This window comes from Sulfuriferula thiophila (genome assembly GCF_003864975.1).
In the GTDB taxonomy this organism is placed as follows: domain Bacteria; phylum Pseudomonadota; class Gammaproteobacteria; order Burkholderiales; family Sulfuriferulaceae; genus Sulfuriferula; species Sulfuriferula thiophila.
In genome coordinates this window covers 80944-96816 of sequence record NZ_BHGL01000017.1, presented here as the reverse complement: position 1 = coordinate 96816, position 15873 = coordinate 80944, and the positions used below count along the sequence as shown (strand labels likewise).

At 53.6% G+C, this 15873-nt stretch carries 17 protein-coding genes; 9 read left to right on the top strand and 8 right to left on the bottom strand.

The annotated features are described in order from the left end of the window. The first annotated feature begins 167 nt into the window (after positions 1 to 167). Positions 168 to 1166: an integron integrase gene (locus tag EJE49_RS08635; RefSeq protein ID WP_275540754.1), complete on the top strand. Its 999-nt coding sequence runs from the start codon at positions 168 to 170 to the stop codon at positions 1164 to 1166. 102 nt (positions 1167 to 1268) lie between these two features. Further along, positions 1269 to 2573 (top strand): M18 family aminopeptidase, encoded by a 1305-nt coding sequence (locus tag EJE49_RS08630; RefSeq protein WP_124950049.1) that lies wholly within the window; start codon positions 1269 to 1271, stop codon positions 2571 to 2573. Positions 2574 to 2576: 3 nt separating this feature from the next. On the opposite strand, the gene EJE49_RS08625 is transcribed toward EJE49_RS08630, so the two are convergent. The 8 genes from EJE49_RS08625 to EJE49_RS08590 are packed head-to-tail and all read right to left on the bottom strand — an operon-like array spanning position 2577 to position 7643. Then, complete coding sequence (locus EJE49_RS08625; protein ID WP_189941789.1) at positions 2577 to 2993, bottom strand: type II toxin-antitoxin system MqsA family antitoxin; 417 nt, start codon at positions 2991 to 2993, stop codon at positions 2577 to 2579. Between the two features lie 2 nt (positions 2994 to 2995). Beyond that, complete coding sequence (locus EJE49_RS08620; RefSeq protein ID WP_124950047.1) at positions 2996 to 3295, bottom strand: type II toxin-antitoxin system MqsR family toxin; 300 nt, start codon at positions 3293 to 3295, stop codon at positions 2996 to 2998. 31 nt (positions 3296 to 3326) lie between these two features. Next, positions 3327 to 3824, bottom strand: coding sequence for a L,D-transpeptidase (locus EJE49_RS08615; RefSeq protein WP_124950046.1), 498 nt, complete (start codon positions 3822 to 3824; stop codon positions 3327 to 3329). Then, the gene (gene tadA, locus EJE49_RS08610; protein ID WP_124950045.1) at positions 3821 to 4303 is read right to left on the bottom strand and encodes a tRNA adenosine(34) deaminase TadA; all 483 of its coding nucleotides are present in this window, start codon (positions 4301 to 4303) and stop codon (positions 3821 to 3823) included. Before tadA ends, EJE49_RS08615 begins: the two co-directional genes overlap by 4 nt. Next, positions 4303 to 5190 (bottom strand): cysteine synthase CysM, encoded by an 888-nt coding sequence (gene cysM, locus EJE49_RS08605; RefSeq protein WP_124950056.1) that lies wholly within the window; start codon positions 5188 to 5190, stop codon positions 4303 to 4305. The genes tadA and cysM overlap by 1 nt, the downstream gene beginning before the upstream one ends. A 20-nt stretch (positions 5191 to 5210) precedes the next feature. Next, on the bottom strand, positions 5211 to 6188 hold the full coding sequence (gene rfaD / locus EJE49_RS08600) for an ADP-glyceromanno-heptose 6-epimerase (RefSeq protein WP_124950044.1): 978 nt from the start codon (positions 6186 to 6188) through the stop codon (positions 5211 to 5213). Positions 6189 to 6203: 15 nt separating this feature from the next. Beyond that, on the bottom strand, positions 6204 to 7112 hold the full coding sequence (locus tag EJE49_RS08595; protein ID WP_124950043.1) for a M48 family metalloprotease: 909 nt from the start codon (positions 7110 to 7112) through the stop codon (positions 6204 to 6206). Between the two features lie 18 nt (positions 7113 to 7130). Next, positions 7131 to 7643, bottom strand: coding sequence for an SH3 domain-containing protein (locus EJE49_RS08590; RefSeq protein ID WP_124950042.1), 513 nt, complete (start codon positions 7641 to 7643; stop codon positions 7131 to 7133). A 99-nt stretch (positions 7644 to 7742) separates the two neighbouring features. Here EJE49_RS08590 and EJE49_RS08585 point away from each other — a divergent pair, with 99 nt between their 5' ends. The 7 genes from EJE49_RS08585 (at position 7743) to mfd (ending at position 15870) form a co-directional block, all read left to right on the top strand. Beyond that, a complete protein-coding gene (locus EJE49_RS08585) occupies positions 7743 to 8528 on the top strand; it encodes an MlaE family ABC transporter permease (protein WP_223246879.1) in 786 nt (261 codons plus the stop codon). Between the two features lie 77 nt (positions 8529 to 8605). Continuing rightward, a complete protein-coding gene (locus EJE49_RS08580; protein WP_124950041.1) occupies positions 8606 to 8983 on the top strand; it encodes a P-loop NTPase family protein in 378 nt (125 codons plus the stop codon). Then, the gene (locus tag EJE49_RS08575; protein WP_124950040.1) at positions 8980 to 9930 is read left to right on the top strand and encodes an MlaD family protein; all 951 of its coding nucleotides are present in this window, start codon (positions 8980 to 8982) and stop codon (positions 9928 to 9930) included. Before EJE49_RS08580 ends, EJE49_RS08575 begins: the two co-directional genes overlap by 4 nt. Further along, positions 9927 to 10586 (top strand): hypothetical protein, encoded by a 660-nt coding sequence (locus EJE49_RS08570; protein ID WP_124950039.1) that lies wholly within the window; start codon positions 9927 to 9929, stop codon positions 10584 to 10586. Before EJE49_RS08575 ends, EJE49_RS08570 begins: the two co-directional genes overlap by 4 nt. A gap of 20 nt (positions 10587 to 10606) precedes the next feature. Further along, the gene (gene tal / locus EJE49_RS08565; RefSeq protein ID WP_124950038.1) at positions 10607 to 11683 is read left to right on the top strand and encodes a transaldolase; all 1077 of its coding nucleotides are present in this window, start codon (positions 10607 to 10609) and stop codon (positions 11681 to 11683) included. Positions 11684 to 11803: 120 nt separating this feature from the next. Beyond that, complete coding sequence (locus tag EJE49_RS08560; RefSeq protein WP_124950037.1) at positions 11804 to 12328, top strand: SCP2 sterol-binding domain-containing protein; 525 nt, start codon at positions 11804 to 11806, stop codon at positions 12326 to 12328. A 134-nt stretch (positions 12329 to 12462) separates the two neighbouring features. Then, entirely contained in the window at positions 12463 to 15870 is a 3408-nt protein-coding gene (gene mfd, locus EJE49_RS08555; RefSeq protein ID WP_124950036.1) for a transcription-repair coupling factor, read from the top strand. Positions 15871 to 15873: the final 3 nt, after the last annotated feature.

The following is a 15873-nucleotide window of genomic DNA, read 5'->3' as shown; positions in this document are numbered from 1 at the left end:
ATGGCTGCAATCTTTACCTATACTCAAAATTATTGATTGGGGGCTTGGCAAAAAAGTGGGCGTCCATGTATAAAGTAGACACCCTAAAAAGCGCCGATAAAAGCACCTTCGAGGTGTATAATCTGGGAATTATTTTCCAAGACATTGTATTTAATAAGGATAAAATTTTGGCACACCCTAATTTTCCTGTTGAAAACACCACCTCAAATCCCCCAAAATTACTCGACCAGGTGCGTGATAAGTTACGCGTAAAACATTACAGTATTCGCACTGAGCAGACCTATCTAGATTGGATTAAACGCTATATTTTATTCCATGGCAAGCAGCACCCCAAGAGCCTAGGAGCAACTGAGGTAGAGGCATTTCTTACTCATCTCGCGGTGGCTGGCAACGTCGCCGCCTCTACGCAGAATCAGGCAAAGAGCGCATTGCTATTTTTATATCGCGAGGTGCTGGAAATACAACTACCTTGGCTGGATAACGTGACACAAGCCAAGGCGCCTAAACGCCTACCTGTGGTTTTGACGGTTAGCGAAGTACAGGCTGTGTTATCTCGCCTCCCCGGTACCCATGCCCTGGTTGGTAATTTGCTGTATGGATCAGGCATGCGCTTGATGGAGGCAATACGTTTACGTGTCAAGGATGTGGATTTTGCCCGGCGCGAAATCATTGTGCGCGAGGGCAAAGGCTTCAAGGATCGAGTCACTATGTTGCCGGAAACCTTAATCGCCCCACTCAAGGCACATTTACTCAAAGTCAAGGCACTGCATGACGAAGATCTGGCACAACATTACGGTCAAGTATATTTGCCCTTTGCGCTGGATAAAAAATATCCCAATGCAGGTCACGAATGGGGTTGGCAGTATGTTTTTCCATCACGGAATTTGTCGGTAGACCCACGCTCCGGCGTAACCCGCCGTCATCATATGGATGAAAAAGGTTTGCAGCGCGCCATTAAACAGGCTGTGCGCGACCTGGGGTTGGTCAAGCCTGCTACTCCACACACTTTGCGCCATTCTTTTGCTACGCATTTGCTGCAATCCGGCTATGACATCCGCACCGTTCAGGAGCTACTCGGACATTCAGATGTATCCACCACCATGATTTATACCCATGTACTGAACAAAGGCGGGCGTGGTGTGACCAGTCCGCTGGATCAATTATAAGTGTAGCTGGCTCACACTGATTTACTGCTCCCCCTTTATTCTTGCCTTTACAGGCGAAATCTCGTTATCATCGTCTGATACTTTTGATGATAGCTAACCGCAATGACCATTCCCGACCAGACCCGCGCTCAGGCGCAAGACCTCCTCAACTTTATCGACGCCAGCCCCAGCCCCTGGCATGCGGTGCAAAGCGTCGTGCAACGCCTGCTGGCCCAAGGCTATAAAGAGCTGAAGGAAGCTGAGCGCTGGAACCTGATGCAGGGTGGGCGCTATTTTGTCGTGCGTGGCGGCGCGTCGGTAATTGCGTTTCGCCTGGGGCAGCGCGCCCTGGCCGAGACCGGCTTTCGCATGATCGGCGCGCATACCGATTCACCCGGCCTGCGGCTGAAAACGCATACCGCCCAAGCCAGCGATGGCGTGGTCCGGCTGGGCGTGGAAGTATACGGCGGGCCTATTCTGGCAACGTTTACCGACCGCGATCTGAGTCTGGCCGGGCGCGTCAATATCCGTACTGCGGATGGCTTTACCACACGCCTGCTGAAATTCGATACACCACAGGTGCGTCTGCCAAATCTGGCCATACACATGAACCGTGAGGTCAATGAGCAAGGGCTGAAGCTCAATAAGCAGACCGAGTTGCCGCTGATTTTTGGCATGGCGTCAGATAAACAAAACGCACGAGAACAATTCCTCGGCCACGTTGCCAGCACTCTGGACGTGAACATCGATGACATTCTGACTTATGAATTAAATGTATTTGATACCCAACCGGGCGCATTCTGGGGTGCGGAGCAGGAATTCATCGCCGACAGTCAGCTTGATAATCTGGCATCCTGCCATGCGGCGCTGACCGCGATGCTGTCCAGCGAAGATGCCAGTGCAACCAATATTTGCGCGTTCTTCGATCATGAAGAAGTCGGCAGCGAGAGCGCCACCGGTGCAGGCGGCAGCTTCGCTCAGGATGTGATAAAACGCATTGCCAATGCCCTCGGTCTGGATGCGGAAGCACAGCATTGCATGCTGGCGCAGAGCTTCTTTATAAGTGCCGATATGGCACACGCCTATCACCCCAATTTCCCCAATGCCTACGAACCCAGCCACCGGGTGATGGTAAACGCCGGCCCGGTGATCAAAACCAACGCCAATCAGCGCTATGCCACCAATGCCGATACCGCTGCCCGCTTCATGACGCTGTGCGAGGCTGCGGGTGTGCCGGTGCAGCATTACACGCACCGTACCGACCTAGGCTGCGGCAGTACCATAGGGCCGATCATTGCGTCACGCCTGGGAATTGCCAGTGTCGATGTGGGTTGCCCGATGTGGGCGATGCACAGCTTGCGCGAAAGCGCGGGGGTAATGGATCATGGCCACATGATTGCAGCCATGCAGGCAGCATTTAGGAGCTAGTACTTAAACACTCTTGTTATTTACCAACTCCTTGAGCAGCTCGGGATGATGGTCCAGCAACCGGAATAAATTGACTACCGCAGCCACCGGCTTGGCATTCCCGCGCTCGTAACGGGAAAAAGCATTCTTACCTCCTCCAGTCAGGTGCGCAGCCTGCGCTTGAGTAAGTCGCAGTTTTTTGCGGATGCGGGCAAGCTCTGCTGCCTCCGCAGCATCTACCTGATCACGGAATGTCAGCCATTTCGCCTCTTCAGCAGCATCAAATTCGACAAAGCCATCTGCACAGTGGTCACAGAAGGCCCCTCGGGTTTCAGAACTAAAAATACGGCCCTTGTATTCTTGCGTAATGGTTTTGATACCATCATGCAACGTACCTGCCCCACATAAGGGACAGGGCTTTCCATTCCAATTGCTTACCATGCTCATAACTCCTTAAACGAAACCACAAAGTACTCGCCAGCACGCTGAAATTTGATGTAGAGCGCGATGCCGTTCCATTCACCGTGATACACATCCTGCCAGACGCGATGATCTGCATGCGTAGTGATACTCTTGTAAAAATCATTACGCGTCAGGCTTTGTACCACCGCCAGTGCATCCGCTTGAGCCATACCAACTGCACGGATACCACCACGAGCAGAAACCGTAAGATTCATGGCCTGGGCAGATGTCATCTGTGCCTGAATTTCTGCCAGCGAATAATGTGGAACCAGTTTTTCCATTTACGAATTATTACCCTAATAGGGGATATCGTCAATTGGTAATATTCACCGCCGTACCCTCTTCCACCCGCTCAAACAAATCCGCCACATCGGCATTGCGCATGCGCACGCAGCCATGCGATGCCGGTGTACCGATGAGGTGTTCTTCGCTGGTGCCATGGATGTAGATATAGCGGGCATGGGTATCGACGTCGCCGCCCTGATTTTTGCCGGGCTCGCGGCCGTCCAGCCACAGGATGCGGCTTAATATCCAGTCGCGGCCGGGGTGCTCGGCTCCCAGTTGCGGGTTCCAGATTTCGCCGGTGGGCTGGCGTGCGCTGAATACCGCAAACAGCGGCGCCATTGCACCAATTTTTTCACTAATGACATGGCGGCCGCGCGGGGTTTTGTAGCTGCCTGTCTGCTCGCCCGCGCCGTTAGCGGCGGTGGATACCGGGTATTGCCGCAATAGCTGCGAGTCGCCGTTTTCATCATCTTCAAACAAGTACAACTGCTGCAGGCGGATGCTGATCTCTATGCGTTTTTTCATACGGCTGCATTCACTTTCTTGAGCTGGGCGCGACGCTCGGCAAAGAAGGCCGACAGCATGGCGCCGCACTCGGCTGCCAGCACGCCGCCCTGAATTTCGGTGTGATGATTGAGTCGGGGTTCGTCAAACAGGTTGAGCACGCTGCCCGCAGCGCCGGTTTTCGCATCGCTGGCCCCGAACACCAGCCGCGAGACGCGTGCATGCATGATTACACCAGCACACATGGTGCACGGCTCCAGCGTCACATACAGGCTGACTTGTGGCAGACGGTAGTTGCTCAGGTACTGCGCGGCATCGCGCAACGCCAGCATCTCCGCATGGGCAGACGGATCGTGACGGGAGATGGGCGCATTAGCGCCGCGGCCGATAATCTTGCCTTCATGCACGACCACGGCACCGACCGGCACTTCACCCATGTCCCAGGCTTGCTGCGCCAGCGCCAGTGCTTCGCGCATGAAAAACTCGTCATCTGCCATCATCAGGCCGGGAACACGCCGGTGGATAAATAGCGATCGCCGCGATCGCAGACAATGGACACGATGGTGGCATTACTGACTTCTTTGGACAGTTCCAGTGCAGCGTACAGCGCGCCACCCGAAGAAATGCCGGCGAAGATGCCTTCTTCGCGTGCCAGCCGGCGCGTGGTTTCCTCGGCATTGGCCTGGCTGACCAGACGAATCTGATCCACGCTCTGCTTGTCGTAGATTTTAGGCAGATACGCTTCCGGCCATTTGCGGATACCGGGAATCTGCGCGCCCTCTTCCGGCTGCACGCCGATGACTTGTACAGCCGGGTTCTGCGATTTGAGGAAGTGCGAGGTGCCGGTAATCGTGCCGGTGGTGCCCATGCTGCTGACAAAATGGGTCACCGTGCCTTCGGTATCACGCCAGATTTCCGGGCCGGTGGTGTCAAAATGCGCCTGCGGATTGTCGCTGTTGCTGAATTGGTCGAGGATGATGCCCTGTCCGGCCTGCTGCATTTTATTAGCGACGTCGATGGCTTCTTCCATGCTGCCGGCCTGGCTGGTCAGCACAATCTCGGCACCGAAGGCACGCATCACCTGACGCCGCTCTATGCTCATGTGCTCGGGCATCACCAGTATCATCTTGTAGCCGCGCATGGCTGCTGCCATCGCCAGTGCAATGCCGGTGTTGCCGCTGGTGGCTTCGATCAGGGTATCGCCGGGATGGATCTCGCCGCGAGCCTCGGCACGGTTGATCATGTTCAGCGCCGGACGGTCTTTTACCGAGCCGGCGGGGTTGTTGCCTTCCAGCTTGAGCAGTATGGTGTTGCTGGTGTCACCGGGCATGCGTTTGAGCCTGACCAGCGGGGTATTGCCGACGAAATCTTCCAGGGTTTTATAGATGGGCATGACGAAACCTTGTGTTATTTATATAAGCTTTCAAGATAAGTGGCGACGCCTTGTTCGAGATCAAGCATGGGCGCATCATAGCCTGCCTGCCGCAACGCGCTGAGATCGGCCTGAGTGTAAGGCTGGCACTGTTCCGGGAAGTCGACATATTCGATGATGCCCTGTGCTTGCAACCCGGCCAGATCGAGGGCGGCTTCGCCCGCGCGCTGGCGGCACTGATTAATCACCGCTACAGCTACCGCATTAAACGACTGGCTGCGCCCGGTGCCAATATTGAAAATACCGGACTGCTCGGGGTGATCCAGAAACCACAGATTTGCCTGTACTACATCAGTAATCGCAACGAAATCGCGGCTCTGTTCGCCATTGGCATAATCAGCCCCGCCTTTATACAACGCAATCTTGCCATTGCTCATATATTGCCTGAAACACTGATAGACGGCAGAGGCGGCATGAGCCTTGTGCTGCTCACCCTGCCCGTACACATCAAAATAGCGCAGCCCGACAATTTGCGAGGTGCGATCATCCCAGATACGGCGTACCGCCTGATCGAACAGGAACTTGGAATAGGCAACGACATTCAGCGGCGACTCATGCTTACGCTGTTCGGTAAATGCATCGCCGGCACCATATACCTCAGCACTTGAGGCATACAGGAAAGCAGTCTGATTCTCCTGACAGAAATCCAGCATATCCATGGAATAGCGATAGTTGTTTTCCATCACATACCGCCCGTCGCTTTCCAGCGGGTCAGTACAAGCGCCCTGATGGAACAGTGCCATCACGGCACCATCAAGAGCGTTTTTATGCATCAACTGCAGGAAGTCCGTCTTATCTATGTAATCAGCCAGATCACAGTCAACCAGATTCTTGAATTTTTCGGCTTTGCCAAGGTTATCGACAGCGATGATGTCAGTGATACCGCGCTGATTCAACGCCTTGATAATATTCGAGCCAATAAATCCGGCGGCTCCGGTGACGACATAATACATAGTGTGCTTTCCTGATTATTTGAGACGATAGAAACGGTTAGCCAATTCTTTACCGGGCGGCAATTTATCCAGACGGTCGCCCACTGCTTCACTCAACATGCTGAAACGGACATCGGGTGCCGGATGGGTTTTGAATAGCAATGCCACGCTGCTGTCGCCCGGTGCCACATGGCCGATTTCTTCCAGCACAGTAGGCAAGCCATAGGCGTCATAACCTGCACGGGCGGCCAGCACCATGCCCATGCGGTCAGCTTCGAATTCGGCGTTTTTATCCAGCTTGCGCGACATGATTTCCGCCCCGCTACCGATCAGGTTCTGTATGGCATCCTGACCTTTGACTTCACGTCCCAGCGCATCAGCGCCCAGGCCGATGAACTGGCTTTGCCGCAAAATTTTGAGTTGATGCTTGCGCACTACGTGGGCAATTTCATGCCCCAGCACCCCAGCCAGTTCAGATTCACTATGAAGTTTAAGATACAGGCCTTTGGTTATAAACACAAAACCACCCGGCGCAGAAAAAGCATTAATGTCCGTACTGTCGATAACACCAAACTGCCATGGCAAATCCGGGCGCTCGCTTTGCAATGCAACCCAGCGTCCGACCTGATTGACGTAGTGCTGCAATTTGGCATCCTTCACCAGCGGTGATGCACCCAATAAGTTACCGGATACCTGCCGGCCAATCTGCACTTCATCATCAACCGAATCGGGCTTTAGCGCGCCCATCAAGACAGCTACTGGATCAAGCTTGGTATTACTTTTGTTAATCGTGCCGCTCGTTTCAGGCGTGCTCGCTGAATTCTGGTTTGTCACATTACCCGGGATTTGTTTCAGCACGTTACCCAGATCATTGAGATCAAACGCATACACTGAATGAGCCAGTGAAAGATTTGCCAGCAATGCCACTAATATTAGCTTTTTCATAATTTCGCTCCGCAGAAGTTAGTTGGCAGCATTCGGATCAGGCAGATAAGACACAGACTGGCGCACCAACTTGCCTTGCCGGGCAAAACTTTGTGCTTCGGCTGCACCGAGCTTATAAGTTGCCAGCTCATTCAGACCCTGCTCGTTAAAATGCGCCGCTTTCAAATCTTCTTCACTCAGACCACGCACCCCAGCCGTCGCCACAATCTGGCCTGGCCGGCGTTTACCCGTTGCCATTTGCGCCACACCGGCAATATCAGAAACTGCGCTACCGCTAGCCGTTCCGGTAGTGCGTACCGATAACATTCTTACCCAGCCCTGAGTTTTGCCCGTGCTGATCTGTATCCAGCCGCTCTGTTTGGTAATGACATTGACGCCACTGCCTTTGGCAACATTGCCTACACTCGCACTACTGCTGGCCGGCTTGGCATGCAGTGTCTCGTTTCTGATTAACACACCACTCTGTGCAGCAAATACAGAACCACTTAGCAACAACATGCAAAGTGCAAAACTTATGCGTCGATTGATCATGACAGGCTCCTGCGGTAAAGATAATTATTCTACCCTGACTTGCGCATTACGCGCTCACAATAGATACTAAACGCAATCAATTACAAACAGGGTTCAGCATTGGCAGCTTGGATAGCACAATTAGGCGATGCCGTATTAAGGCGCTGGGCGGCTTTCATGGCATTATCGCGCTTTGGCTTTCATCTGCTTGAAGTCGCACTCAACCCTCGCACTTATGACAGCGCCACGCGCTGGATTATCACCAAACAGATTTATTTCACTGCAGTACAGGCATTACCCATCTTCCTGATTTACTCGCTGGTGATCAGCGGCGTGCTGATCCAGATCATGGTGTCGGTGGCGCGTGATTTTGGCCTGTCTGGTTATGTCCCCGGACTCATCGTGGGCTTTCTGGTAATGGAATTGCTGCCGCTGCTCTCTGTGCTGTTTGTCGCGCTCCGTTCCGGCGCTGCAATTAATACCGAAATCGCGCTGATGCATGTCAACAATGAGATCGTTGCGTTCGAGCATGCCCAAATCGATCCTGCCCGCTACGAATTCATGCCGCGCGTAGTTGGCGGTGTCATTTCGGTACTGGCATTGACCGGCTTATCTGCGCTCACCGCATTAATAGTGGCGTTCTTTGTTATCTACGGTTTCGACTGGACTAACCTGGCCGGTTACGCCCACAGCATGGCGCAATTACTGCCGGTGACACTGGTGCTTGGCCTGGTTGGGAAAACCATGCTGTTTGGCCTGGTGGTTACGCTGATCCCAATCAAAACCGGACTGGAAATCCCCAAGCGCCTGTTTCTGGTACCTGTATCGGTACTCAAGGGCATGATGCGCGTGTTTTTTGCAATTGTATTGATCGAGGTGGCATCATTAGCATTCAAATACATATAGTATGGTGCGACGATGAAACTGCACGTCGGGATCAGATCCACGCTCTGCTCGGCGAGAGCGGCCACGATTGTGCGCTGGTGTCCCCCGATCTGCCATTACGGGTAAACCTTACTGCACTGGAAAACATCGCGCTGATTACCCAGTTTCATCACGCCACCCCCTGGAAACAGGCCAGCGAGCAGGCACAGAAACTGCTCGACTGCACAGGTCATGGCGATATAGCACTCAAACGCGATGAAGATCTGAACATGACCCAGCGTTTTGCCGTGAAAATGGCGCGTGCCATCATGTTGCGTCGCCCGCTGGTGGCGATCGACCGCCCTGCGTTAATGCTGGCTGATGTACCGTATCCGCATGTATTACGCACCATGCTGGGTTGTTTGCAGCACGAACACAGTGATCATCGTGTTGTTGATTATGTTTGGAATCAATCTATCTACGAGTATCAAAAATGAATAAAACCATACAATTCAAGGTCGGCCTGTTTCTGCTCACCGCAGTGCTGGTAAGTGCCTTTGCTTTCATTTACCTGCTGTACGAGCGCGGCTGGTTTGAGCACAGCACCCAATACACCCTGATCGCTCCAAACGCAGAAAACATAGATGTCGGCATGCCGCTTAATTTTCGCGGCATTCCCATCGGCAAAGTAAGCTCGCTGTCACTTACCCCACTAGGCATGGCGCGTATTATCGTCAATGTCGACAGCCGGCAGAGCCAGTGGCTGCGTGCAAGCAGCCAGTTCTCACTGGACAAGCCGCTGGTCGGCGCAGCAAAAATCCGGGTTGATGTCAGCGAACTGAATAGCCCGTTACTCAATCCGAATAAAGAGTACCCGCTTAATCTGGGTAACGGCGGTGTGGATGTACCTGCATTGACCGCAAAGGCAAACATCATTCTGGATCAATTTGGCGCTGTTGCTAAAAACGTGGCATACATGACCCGTCGTGACAGTGAAATCAATGTCACATTAAGCAACGCCAAAGCCATCACCCAGCAAATGACTGGGAAATATGGTGTAGCTCAAGGCTTGCTGGGTAGCGAAAAAAATGCGCAATCACTGATCGACAGCCTGCAAAACACCCGTCAACTTACTGCCAACCTCAATCAGCTTTCACTCAAGCTGGATCACTCCGCCTTCGCTAAAGGCGGTTTAATGGACAAAGCCAATCAATCCGTCGCAGAACTGCATTTAATGCTGGAGGATATTCGCACCAGCCTGAAGAAAGTCGATGAATTATTAGTGAACACCACCGGGCTTACTGCCAATCTGAAACAAGGCACCGATGATATGGGCCAGTTACGTTCCGAAGTTGATGAAGCACTCAGCAAAACCAATCAGCTCATCACCAAAATCAATCGTTATTTGCCTTCAGGTAAGGCCGGCGAGGTAAAACTGCCATGAAAACCCTGCTCAGCCTGATACTGCTTAGCACCCTTGCAGCTTGTGGCGGCGGCCCAACCGTGCCCGACTGGAAGATTGACACGCAAACCGCCATCGCCCGTTACACCCAGTATTATCTGGAGGGACGCAGCAAGCTGGCCGATGCCAGCTTTGCCAAATCGCGTGCTGCAACGGCTTCAACTGGCGACATTGCTGCCGTTGGCCATCTGGAACTCGTAAAATGCGGCGTACATATAGCCGCGCTTGATCTCTCAGCTTGCCAGCCTTACACCGCGCTGGCCGTAACAGACACCACCCAAACCGATGCAGCGTATTATCGGTTTATTCAAGGCGATTGGCAGGGACTGGATAGCACCTCACTGCCGCCGCAATATGCAGCGTTACTGAAAAACCCGACAGCTTCTGCTGAAGAAGTTAACCAGATACTGCTGAATATCAGCGATCCGTTGTCGCGACTGGTTGCCAGCGGGGTGACAATACAACGCAAGCAGTTCAACCAGAAAACCCTGCAAATCGCTACCGACACAGCAGCCAGCCAGGGCTGGAGACGTCCCTTACTGGCCTATTTATTACTCCAGCAAAAAAACCTGACCGATCCGGTACAGTTGCAACAAATAAAGTCTAGAATTGAAATCGTCGAATCATCATTGCGCTAAATAAAAACCTAGGAGCCAACATGAGCAGATTAAATGACGTTAAAGCACTCGGGCAATCAATCTGGCTGGACAATCTGTCCCGCACGCTGATACGGGATGGCGAACTGGCACGGCTGATAGAGGATGATGGCATCTCCGGCATTACCTCCAACCCCAGCATTTTCCAGAAGGCTCTGACAGACAGCCCTTATTATCAGGCTGATATGGCGCTGTTAAAAACCACTGTCGCGGATGCCGAAGCGCGCTACGAGGCATTGGTAATCCCCGATATCCAGGCGGCTTGCGATATTTTGTTGCACACCTACAGACAGACTCAGGGTAATGATGGTTATGTCAGCCTGGAAGTTTCCCCCAATCTGGCACACGACACCGATGCAACCATTGCTGCTGCCCGACGCTTGCATGCCACGGTAAACCGGCCTAACGTGCTCATCAAGATTCCCAGCACACCAGCCGGTATCGCAGCGTTTGAACAGTTGATCGGTGAAGGTATTTCCATCAATATCACCTTGCTGTTTTCCATAGCGCAGACCCTGCGGACACTGGAAGCCTACATCCGCGGACTGCGCCATTTTGTTGCTCAAGGTGGCGATGGCAGCAGCGTAAAGGCAGTGGCCAGCTTGTTCCTGTCCCGTGTCGATTCCCATATCGATCCGCGCCTCGCTGCCATCGGCACCGAATCTGCACTGGCATTGCAGGGTCGTGGCGCCCTCGCCGTTGCCAAGCTGGCGTATCAGCGTTACAAACAGCTGTTTCATGGCGAATACTTTACGGATCTGGCTCAGGCTGGCTGCCGTCCGCAATATTTGTTATGGGCCAGTACCGGCACCAAAAACAGCGCCTATTCCGATGTGAAATACATTGACAACCTCATCGGTGCTGAAACAGTGAACACTGCGCCTGGTGCAACCATCAATGCTTTCCGCGACCATGGTGTAGTCGCAAATACCGTGGAAGCTGGGGTGGAACAAGCCCAGGCAGATTATTTGGCCCTAGAGAAACTGGGTATTTTCCCGGACGAAGTTGGGGAAATTCTGCAACAGGAAGGACTCAAATTGTTTGCAGACGCTTACCAGCAAATATTGCTAACCTGTTGATTCAATACAAGCAGTCTTTTTATATTTGACAGCAATCGCTTATGCAGGTAACTTTTCGCGCGTAGTATATTAGTATCAGATAAAAATTAAAATTCATTATTCAATTAGGAGACACACTGCATGACTAAGCACTTAAAAAGCCTTACCGTATTGTCCGGCCTGGCATTGTCATTGATCGCTGGCGCTGCGACTGCTGCACCTGTCCTGATGTCCGCAGAATGGGCTGCACAAGCTTGTGAATCTTTCAACAAAAATGCAATCCTGGTTGACGGTCTGGGTGGCAAATGGATAGAGAACAACAAAGGTCGTGGTTACAAAGTGATCCACATGTACCGCAGCGATTGTGAAGATAGCCCGCAAGTCGAAATGCGCATCACTGAAAAAGCCGGTAAGGCATTTTGCAGCTACGGCGGTAAGGTCGAAATGGCAAAACTCGACTCTGGTGCGGATTACCTGATGTACGCTACCACTGAAAAATGGCACGACATGGGTGCTGGTGAATACGGCCCGATGAAAGCCATGATGTTTGGTCGTCTGCAGTTCCAGGGTCCAAAAATGGAAGCTATGAGCGTCATGAAGCCATTCGAACAGTTCCTGTTACTGGCCGGTAAAGTACCTTCTACCGAAGCTAGCTGCCCTAAATAAGCACTTCATCACGCAACACATCCAGACGAGGCGAACATCTCGTCTGGATTCCACCCCCAGCACATCCCACTCGTTTCACTACCCCATCTGGTTCTGAGTTAAAATAGCGTGTTTACTGGCTAGTACTTGCGCTCATGCTTATCAACCAACCTCTGCCACCTTCTGGTCAACGCATTCAAATCGAAGCGTTAGTCGGTTCGGCTGACGCCCTGGCTATCAGCGAACTCGCAACGCTATCCCGACCTGTTGTGGTCCTTGCCGCCAACGCACTCGACGCACAGCGCCTGCTCGAAGAAATCCGCTGGTTTTCACCCAAGCTGACTGTCAGCCTGCTCCCCGACTGGGAAACCTTGCCGTACGACCACTTTTCCCCGCATCAGGATCTGATTTCCGAGCGCCTGGCCACGCTGTATCAAATTTCCCAGAGCCAGTGTGACATCGCCATTGTCCCGGTGACAACGGCGTTATACCGCCTCACTCCGCCGACTTATCTCGGGGCTTATACGTTTTTCCTCAAGCAGGGACAAAAACTGGATGTGGATGCGCTGCGCCAGCAAATGATCGCCAGCGGTTACAGCGCAGTCAGCCAGGTCATTTCCCCCGGAGAATTCAGCGTACGCGGGGGCCTGCTCGATCTGTTCCCGATGGGCAGCGCACTGCCCTACCGTATCGATTTGTTTGACGATGAAATCGAAACCATCCGCACCTTTGACGTCGATACCCAGCGCAGTATCTACCCGGTCAAGGAAATCCGCCTGCTGCCGGCACGCGAGTTCCCGCTGGATGAAGCAGGCATGGCGCTGTTCCGTCAGAATTTCCGCGACCATTTCGAAGGCGATGCCTCCAAGCGTCAGATCTACAAGGATGTCAGTAATGGCCTGGCGCCCGCCGGCATAGAATATTACCTGCCGCTGTTTTTTGAAAAAACCGCCAGCCTGTTTGACTATGTGCCAGACAATGCCGTCATCTGCCTGCACGGCGATATCGAAACCGCTGCCAGCGAATTCTGGCGCGACACCGAGACTCGCTACAAACTGATGCGCGGCGATCCGCAACGGCCTATTCTGCCTCCTGCCGATCTGTTCCTCGCAGTCGATGCCTTGTACGGCCATCTGAAACACTATGCACGGGTGGAAATCAGCCAGGGCAATACCGCTGATGGCCTCACCCGCGCGCTACCCGATTTAAGCGTTGAACGCCGCGCTGACGACCCGCTGCACCGCATCAAAGGTTTTCTTGCCGCGTTTAAGGGAAAAATCCTGCTGCTGGCTGAAAGCCTGGGCCGACGCGAGACCATGACGCAGTATTTCAGTGAGCATGGCGTCAAATTAGCCTTGTGTGAAGATTACAGCAGCTGTCTGGACAACCTCACCCAATCCCGATTGGGTGTAGCGCCCCTGACACATGGCTTCATTCTGCAAACCACGCCGCCATTGGCATTCATCACCGAATCCGAGTTATACGCCACCACCATCCGCACCCGCAACCGCACTGCCCAGCGCCGCACCCAGGTCGATGGCATGTTGCGCGATTTATCCGAAGTCAAGGTCGGCGATCCGGTGGTGCACGCCGACCACGGTATCGGCCGCTATCTGGGACTGGTGAGCATGGATCTGGGTGAGGGCGAAACCGAATTCCTGTTGCTGGAATATGCGGGTAACGACAAACTCTACGTACCGGTTTCCCAACTGCATTTAATCGGCCGCTACAGTGGCGCCGCAGCTGAATCCGTCACGCTGTCCAAACTGGGCAGCGGACAATGGGAAAAGGCCAAACGCCGTGCCATGGAACAGGCGCGCGACACGGCCGCCGAGCTGCTCAACCTGTATGCGCGCCGCGCCGCTCGCCAGGGCCATGCCTTTACGCTAAAACAGCATGATTACGAGGCCTTTGTCGAAGGCTTCGGCTTTGAGGAAACCATAGATCAGGCCAGCGCAATTGAAGCCGTTATTGCCGATTTATGCTCGCCACGGCCGATGGATCGACTGGTATGCGGCGATGTGGGTTTCGGCAAAACCGAAGTCGCCCTGCGCGCCGCCTTCGTCGCGCTGATGGATGGCCGCCAGGTTGCCGTGCTGGTACCGACCACGCTGCTGGCCGAACAGCATTTCCAGAATTTCTCTGACCGTTTTGCTGACTGGCCGGTGCGTATCGCCGAGCTGTCGCGTTTCCGTTCCGCCAAGGAACAGACGCAAGCGCTGGCAGGACTCGCCGCAGGCACGATCGATATCGTCATCGGCACACACAAATTACTGCAAAAGGATGTGATCTTCAAAAATCTGGGTCTGGTCATTATCGACGAAGAACACCGCTTCGGTGTGCGCCAGAAAGAACAGATGAAAGTGCTGCGCTCCGAAATCGACGTGTTAACGCTAACGGCCACACCTATTCCGCGTACGCTGGCGATGTCGCTGGAAGGCATCCGCGATTTTTCAGTGATTACCACGCCACCGCAAAAACGACTGTCGATCAAAACCTTTGTCTCGCGTTATTCCGACGGCGTTATCCGCGAAGCTGTACTGCGCGAACTCAAGCGTGGCGGGCAAGTGTATTTCCTGCATAACGAAGTAGACACCATTTACAACATGGAAGCCAAGCTCACCAAATTGCTGCCGGAAGCGCGCATCCGCGTCGCTCACGGCCAGATGCCCGAACGTGAGCTGGAACACGTCATGCGCGACTTCCATCAGCAGCAGGTCAATGTCCTGCTGTGTACCACCATCATCGAAACCGGCATCGACATCCCGACCGCCAACACCATCATCATGAACCGCGCCGACAAATTCGGTCTGGCGCAATTGCACCAGCTGCGTGGCCGGGTCGGTCGTTCACATCACCAGGCGTACGCTTATCTGATGACACCGGAAGAAGACGCCATTACACCTGCCGCCAAGAAGCGACTGGAAGCACTGCAGATGATGGAAGATCTGGGTGCCGGTTTCCATCTGGCCATGCACGATCTGGAGATCCGCGGTGCTGGCGAAGTGCTGGGCGACTCGCAAAGCGGCAGCATGCAGGAAATCGGCTTCAGCATGTACAACGACATGCTCAATCATGCCGTCGCTGCGCTCAAAAAAGGCCTGGAACCGGACATGAATCAGCCGCTGGGGGTTACCACCGAAATCAATCTGCACACCCCCGCCCTGCTCCCCGACAGCTATTGCGGCGACATTCACGAGCGTCTGGTGCTGTACAAACGTCTGGCCAATTGCAGCGATCAGGATGGCCTGGACGATCTGCATGCCGAACTGGTCGACCGCTTCGGCGTGCTGCCGGAACCGGCCCAGGCGCTACTGGAATCACATAGACTGCGCTTGCTGGCAAAACCTCTTGGCATCGCCAAGCTTGATGCATCCAGCGAAGCCATCAGCCTGCAATTCATCCCCAAGCCACCGATTGATCCGGCACGACTGATAGAATTGATCCAGACCCGCCGCCATTACAAACTGGCAGGGCCAGATAAGCTACGCGTCACTATCGTCAGCAACACCCTGACTGAGCGCGTTAAAAACATTAGAAACCTCTTGAAAGAACTCAGCTAATAT

What these genes read in the sequence shown, in the direction of transcription:
- EJE49_RS08630 (WP_124950049.1), top strand. Translation starts at nt 1,269, where the DNA reads ATGACCATTCCCGACCAGACCCGCGCTCAGGCGCAAGACCTCCTCAAC.
- EJE49_RS08625 (WP_189941789.1), bottom strand. Translation starts at nt 2,993, where the DNA reads ATGGTAAGCAATTGGAATGGAAAGCCCTGTCCCTTATGTGGGGCAGGT.
- EJE49_RS08620 (WP_124950047.1), bottom strand. Translation starts at nt 3,295, where the DNA reads ATGGAAAAACTGGTTCCACATTATTCGCTGGCAGAAATTCAGGCACAG.
- EJE49_RS08615 (WP_124950046.1), bottom strand. Translation starts at nt 3,824, where the DNA reads ATGAAAAAACGCATAGAGATCAGCATCCGCCTGCAGCAGTTGTACTTG.
- tadA (WP_124950045.1), bottom strand. Translation starts at nt 4,303, where the DNA reads ATGATGGCAGATGACGAGTTTTTCATGCGCGAAGCACTGGCGCTGGCG.
- rfaD (WP_124950044.1), bottom strand. Translation starts at nt 6,188, where the DNA reads ATGTATTATGTCGTCACCGGAGCCGCCGGATTTATTGGCTCGAATATT.
- EJE49_RS08595 (WP_124950043.1), bottom strand. Translation starts at nt 7,112, where the DNA reads ATGAAAAAGCTAATATTAGTGGCATTGCTGGCAAATCTTTCACTGGCT.
- EJE49_RS08590 (WP_124950042.1), bottom strand. Translation starts at nt 7,643, where the DNA reads ATGATCAATCGACGCATAAGTTTTGCACTTTGCATGTTGTTGCTAAGT.
- EJE49_RS08575 (WP_124950040.1), top strand. Translation starts at nt 8,980, where the DNA reads ATGAATAAAACCATACAATTCAAGGTCGGCCTGTTTCTGCTCACCGCA.
- EJE49_RS08570 (WP_124950039.1), top strand. Translation starts at nt 9,927, where the DNA reads ATGAAAACCCTGCTCAGCCTGATACTGCTTAGCACCCTTGCAGCTTGT.
- tal (WP_124950038.1), top strand. Translation starts at nt 10,607, where the DNA reads ATGAGCAGATTAAATGACGTTAAAGCACTCGGGCAATCAATCTGGCTG.
- EJE49_RS08560 (WP_124950037.1), top strand. Translation starts at nt 11,804, where the DNA reads ATGACTAAGCACTTAAAAAGCCTTACCGTATTGTCCGGCCTGGCATTG.
- mfd (WP_124950036.1), top strand. Translation starts at nt 12,463, where the DNA reads ATGCTTATCAACCAACCTCTGCCACCTTCTGGTCAACGCATTCAAATC.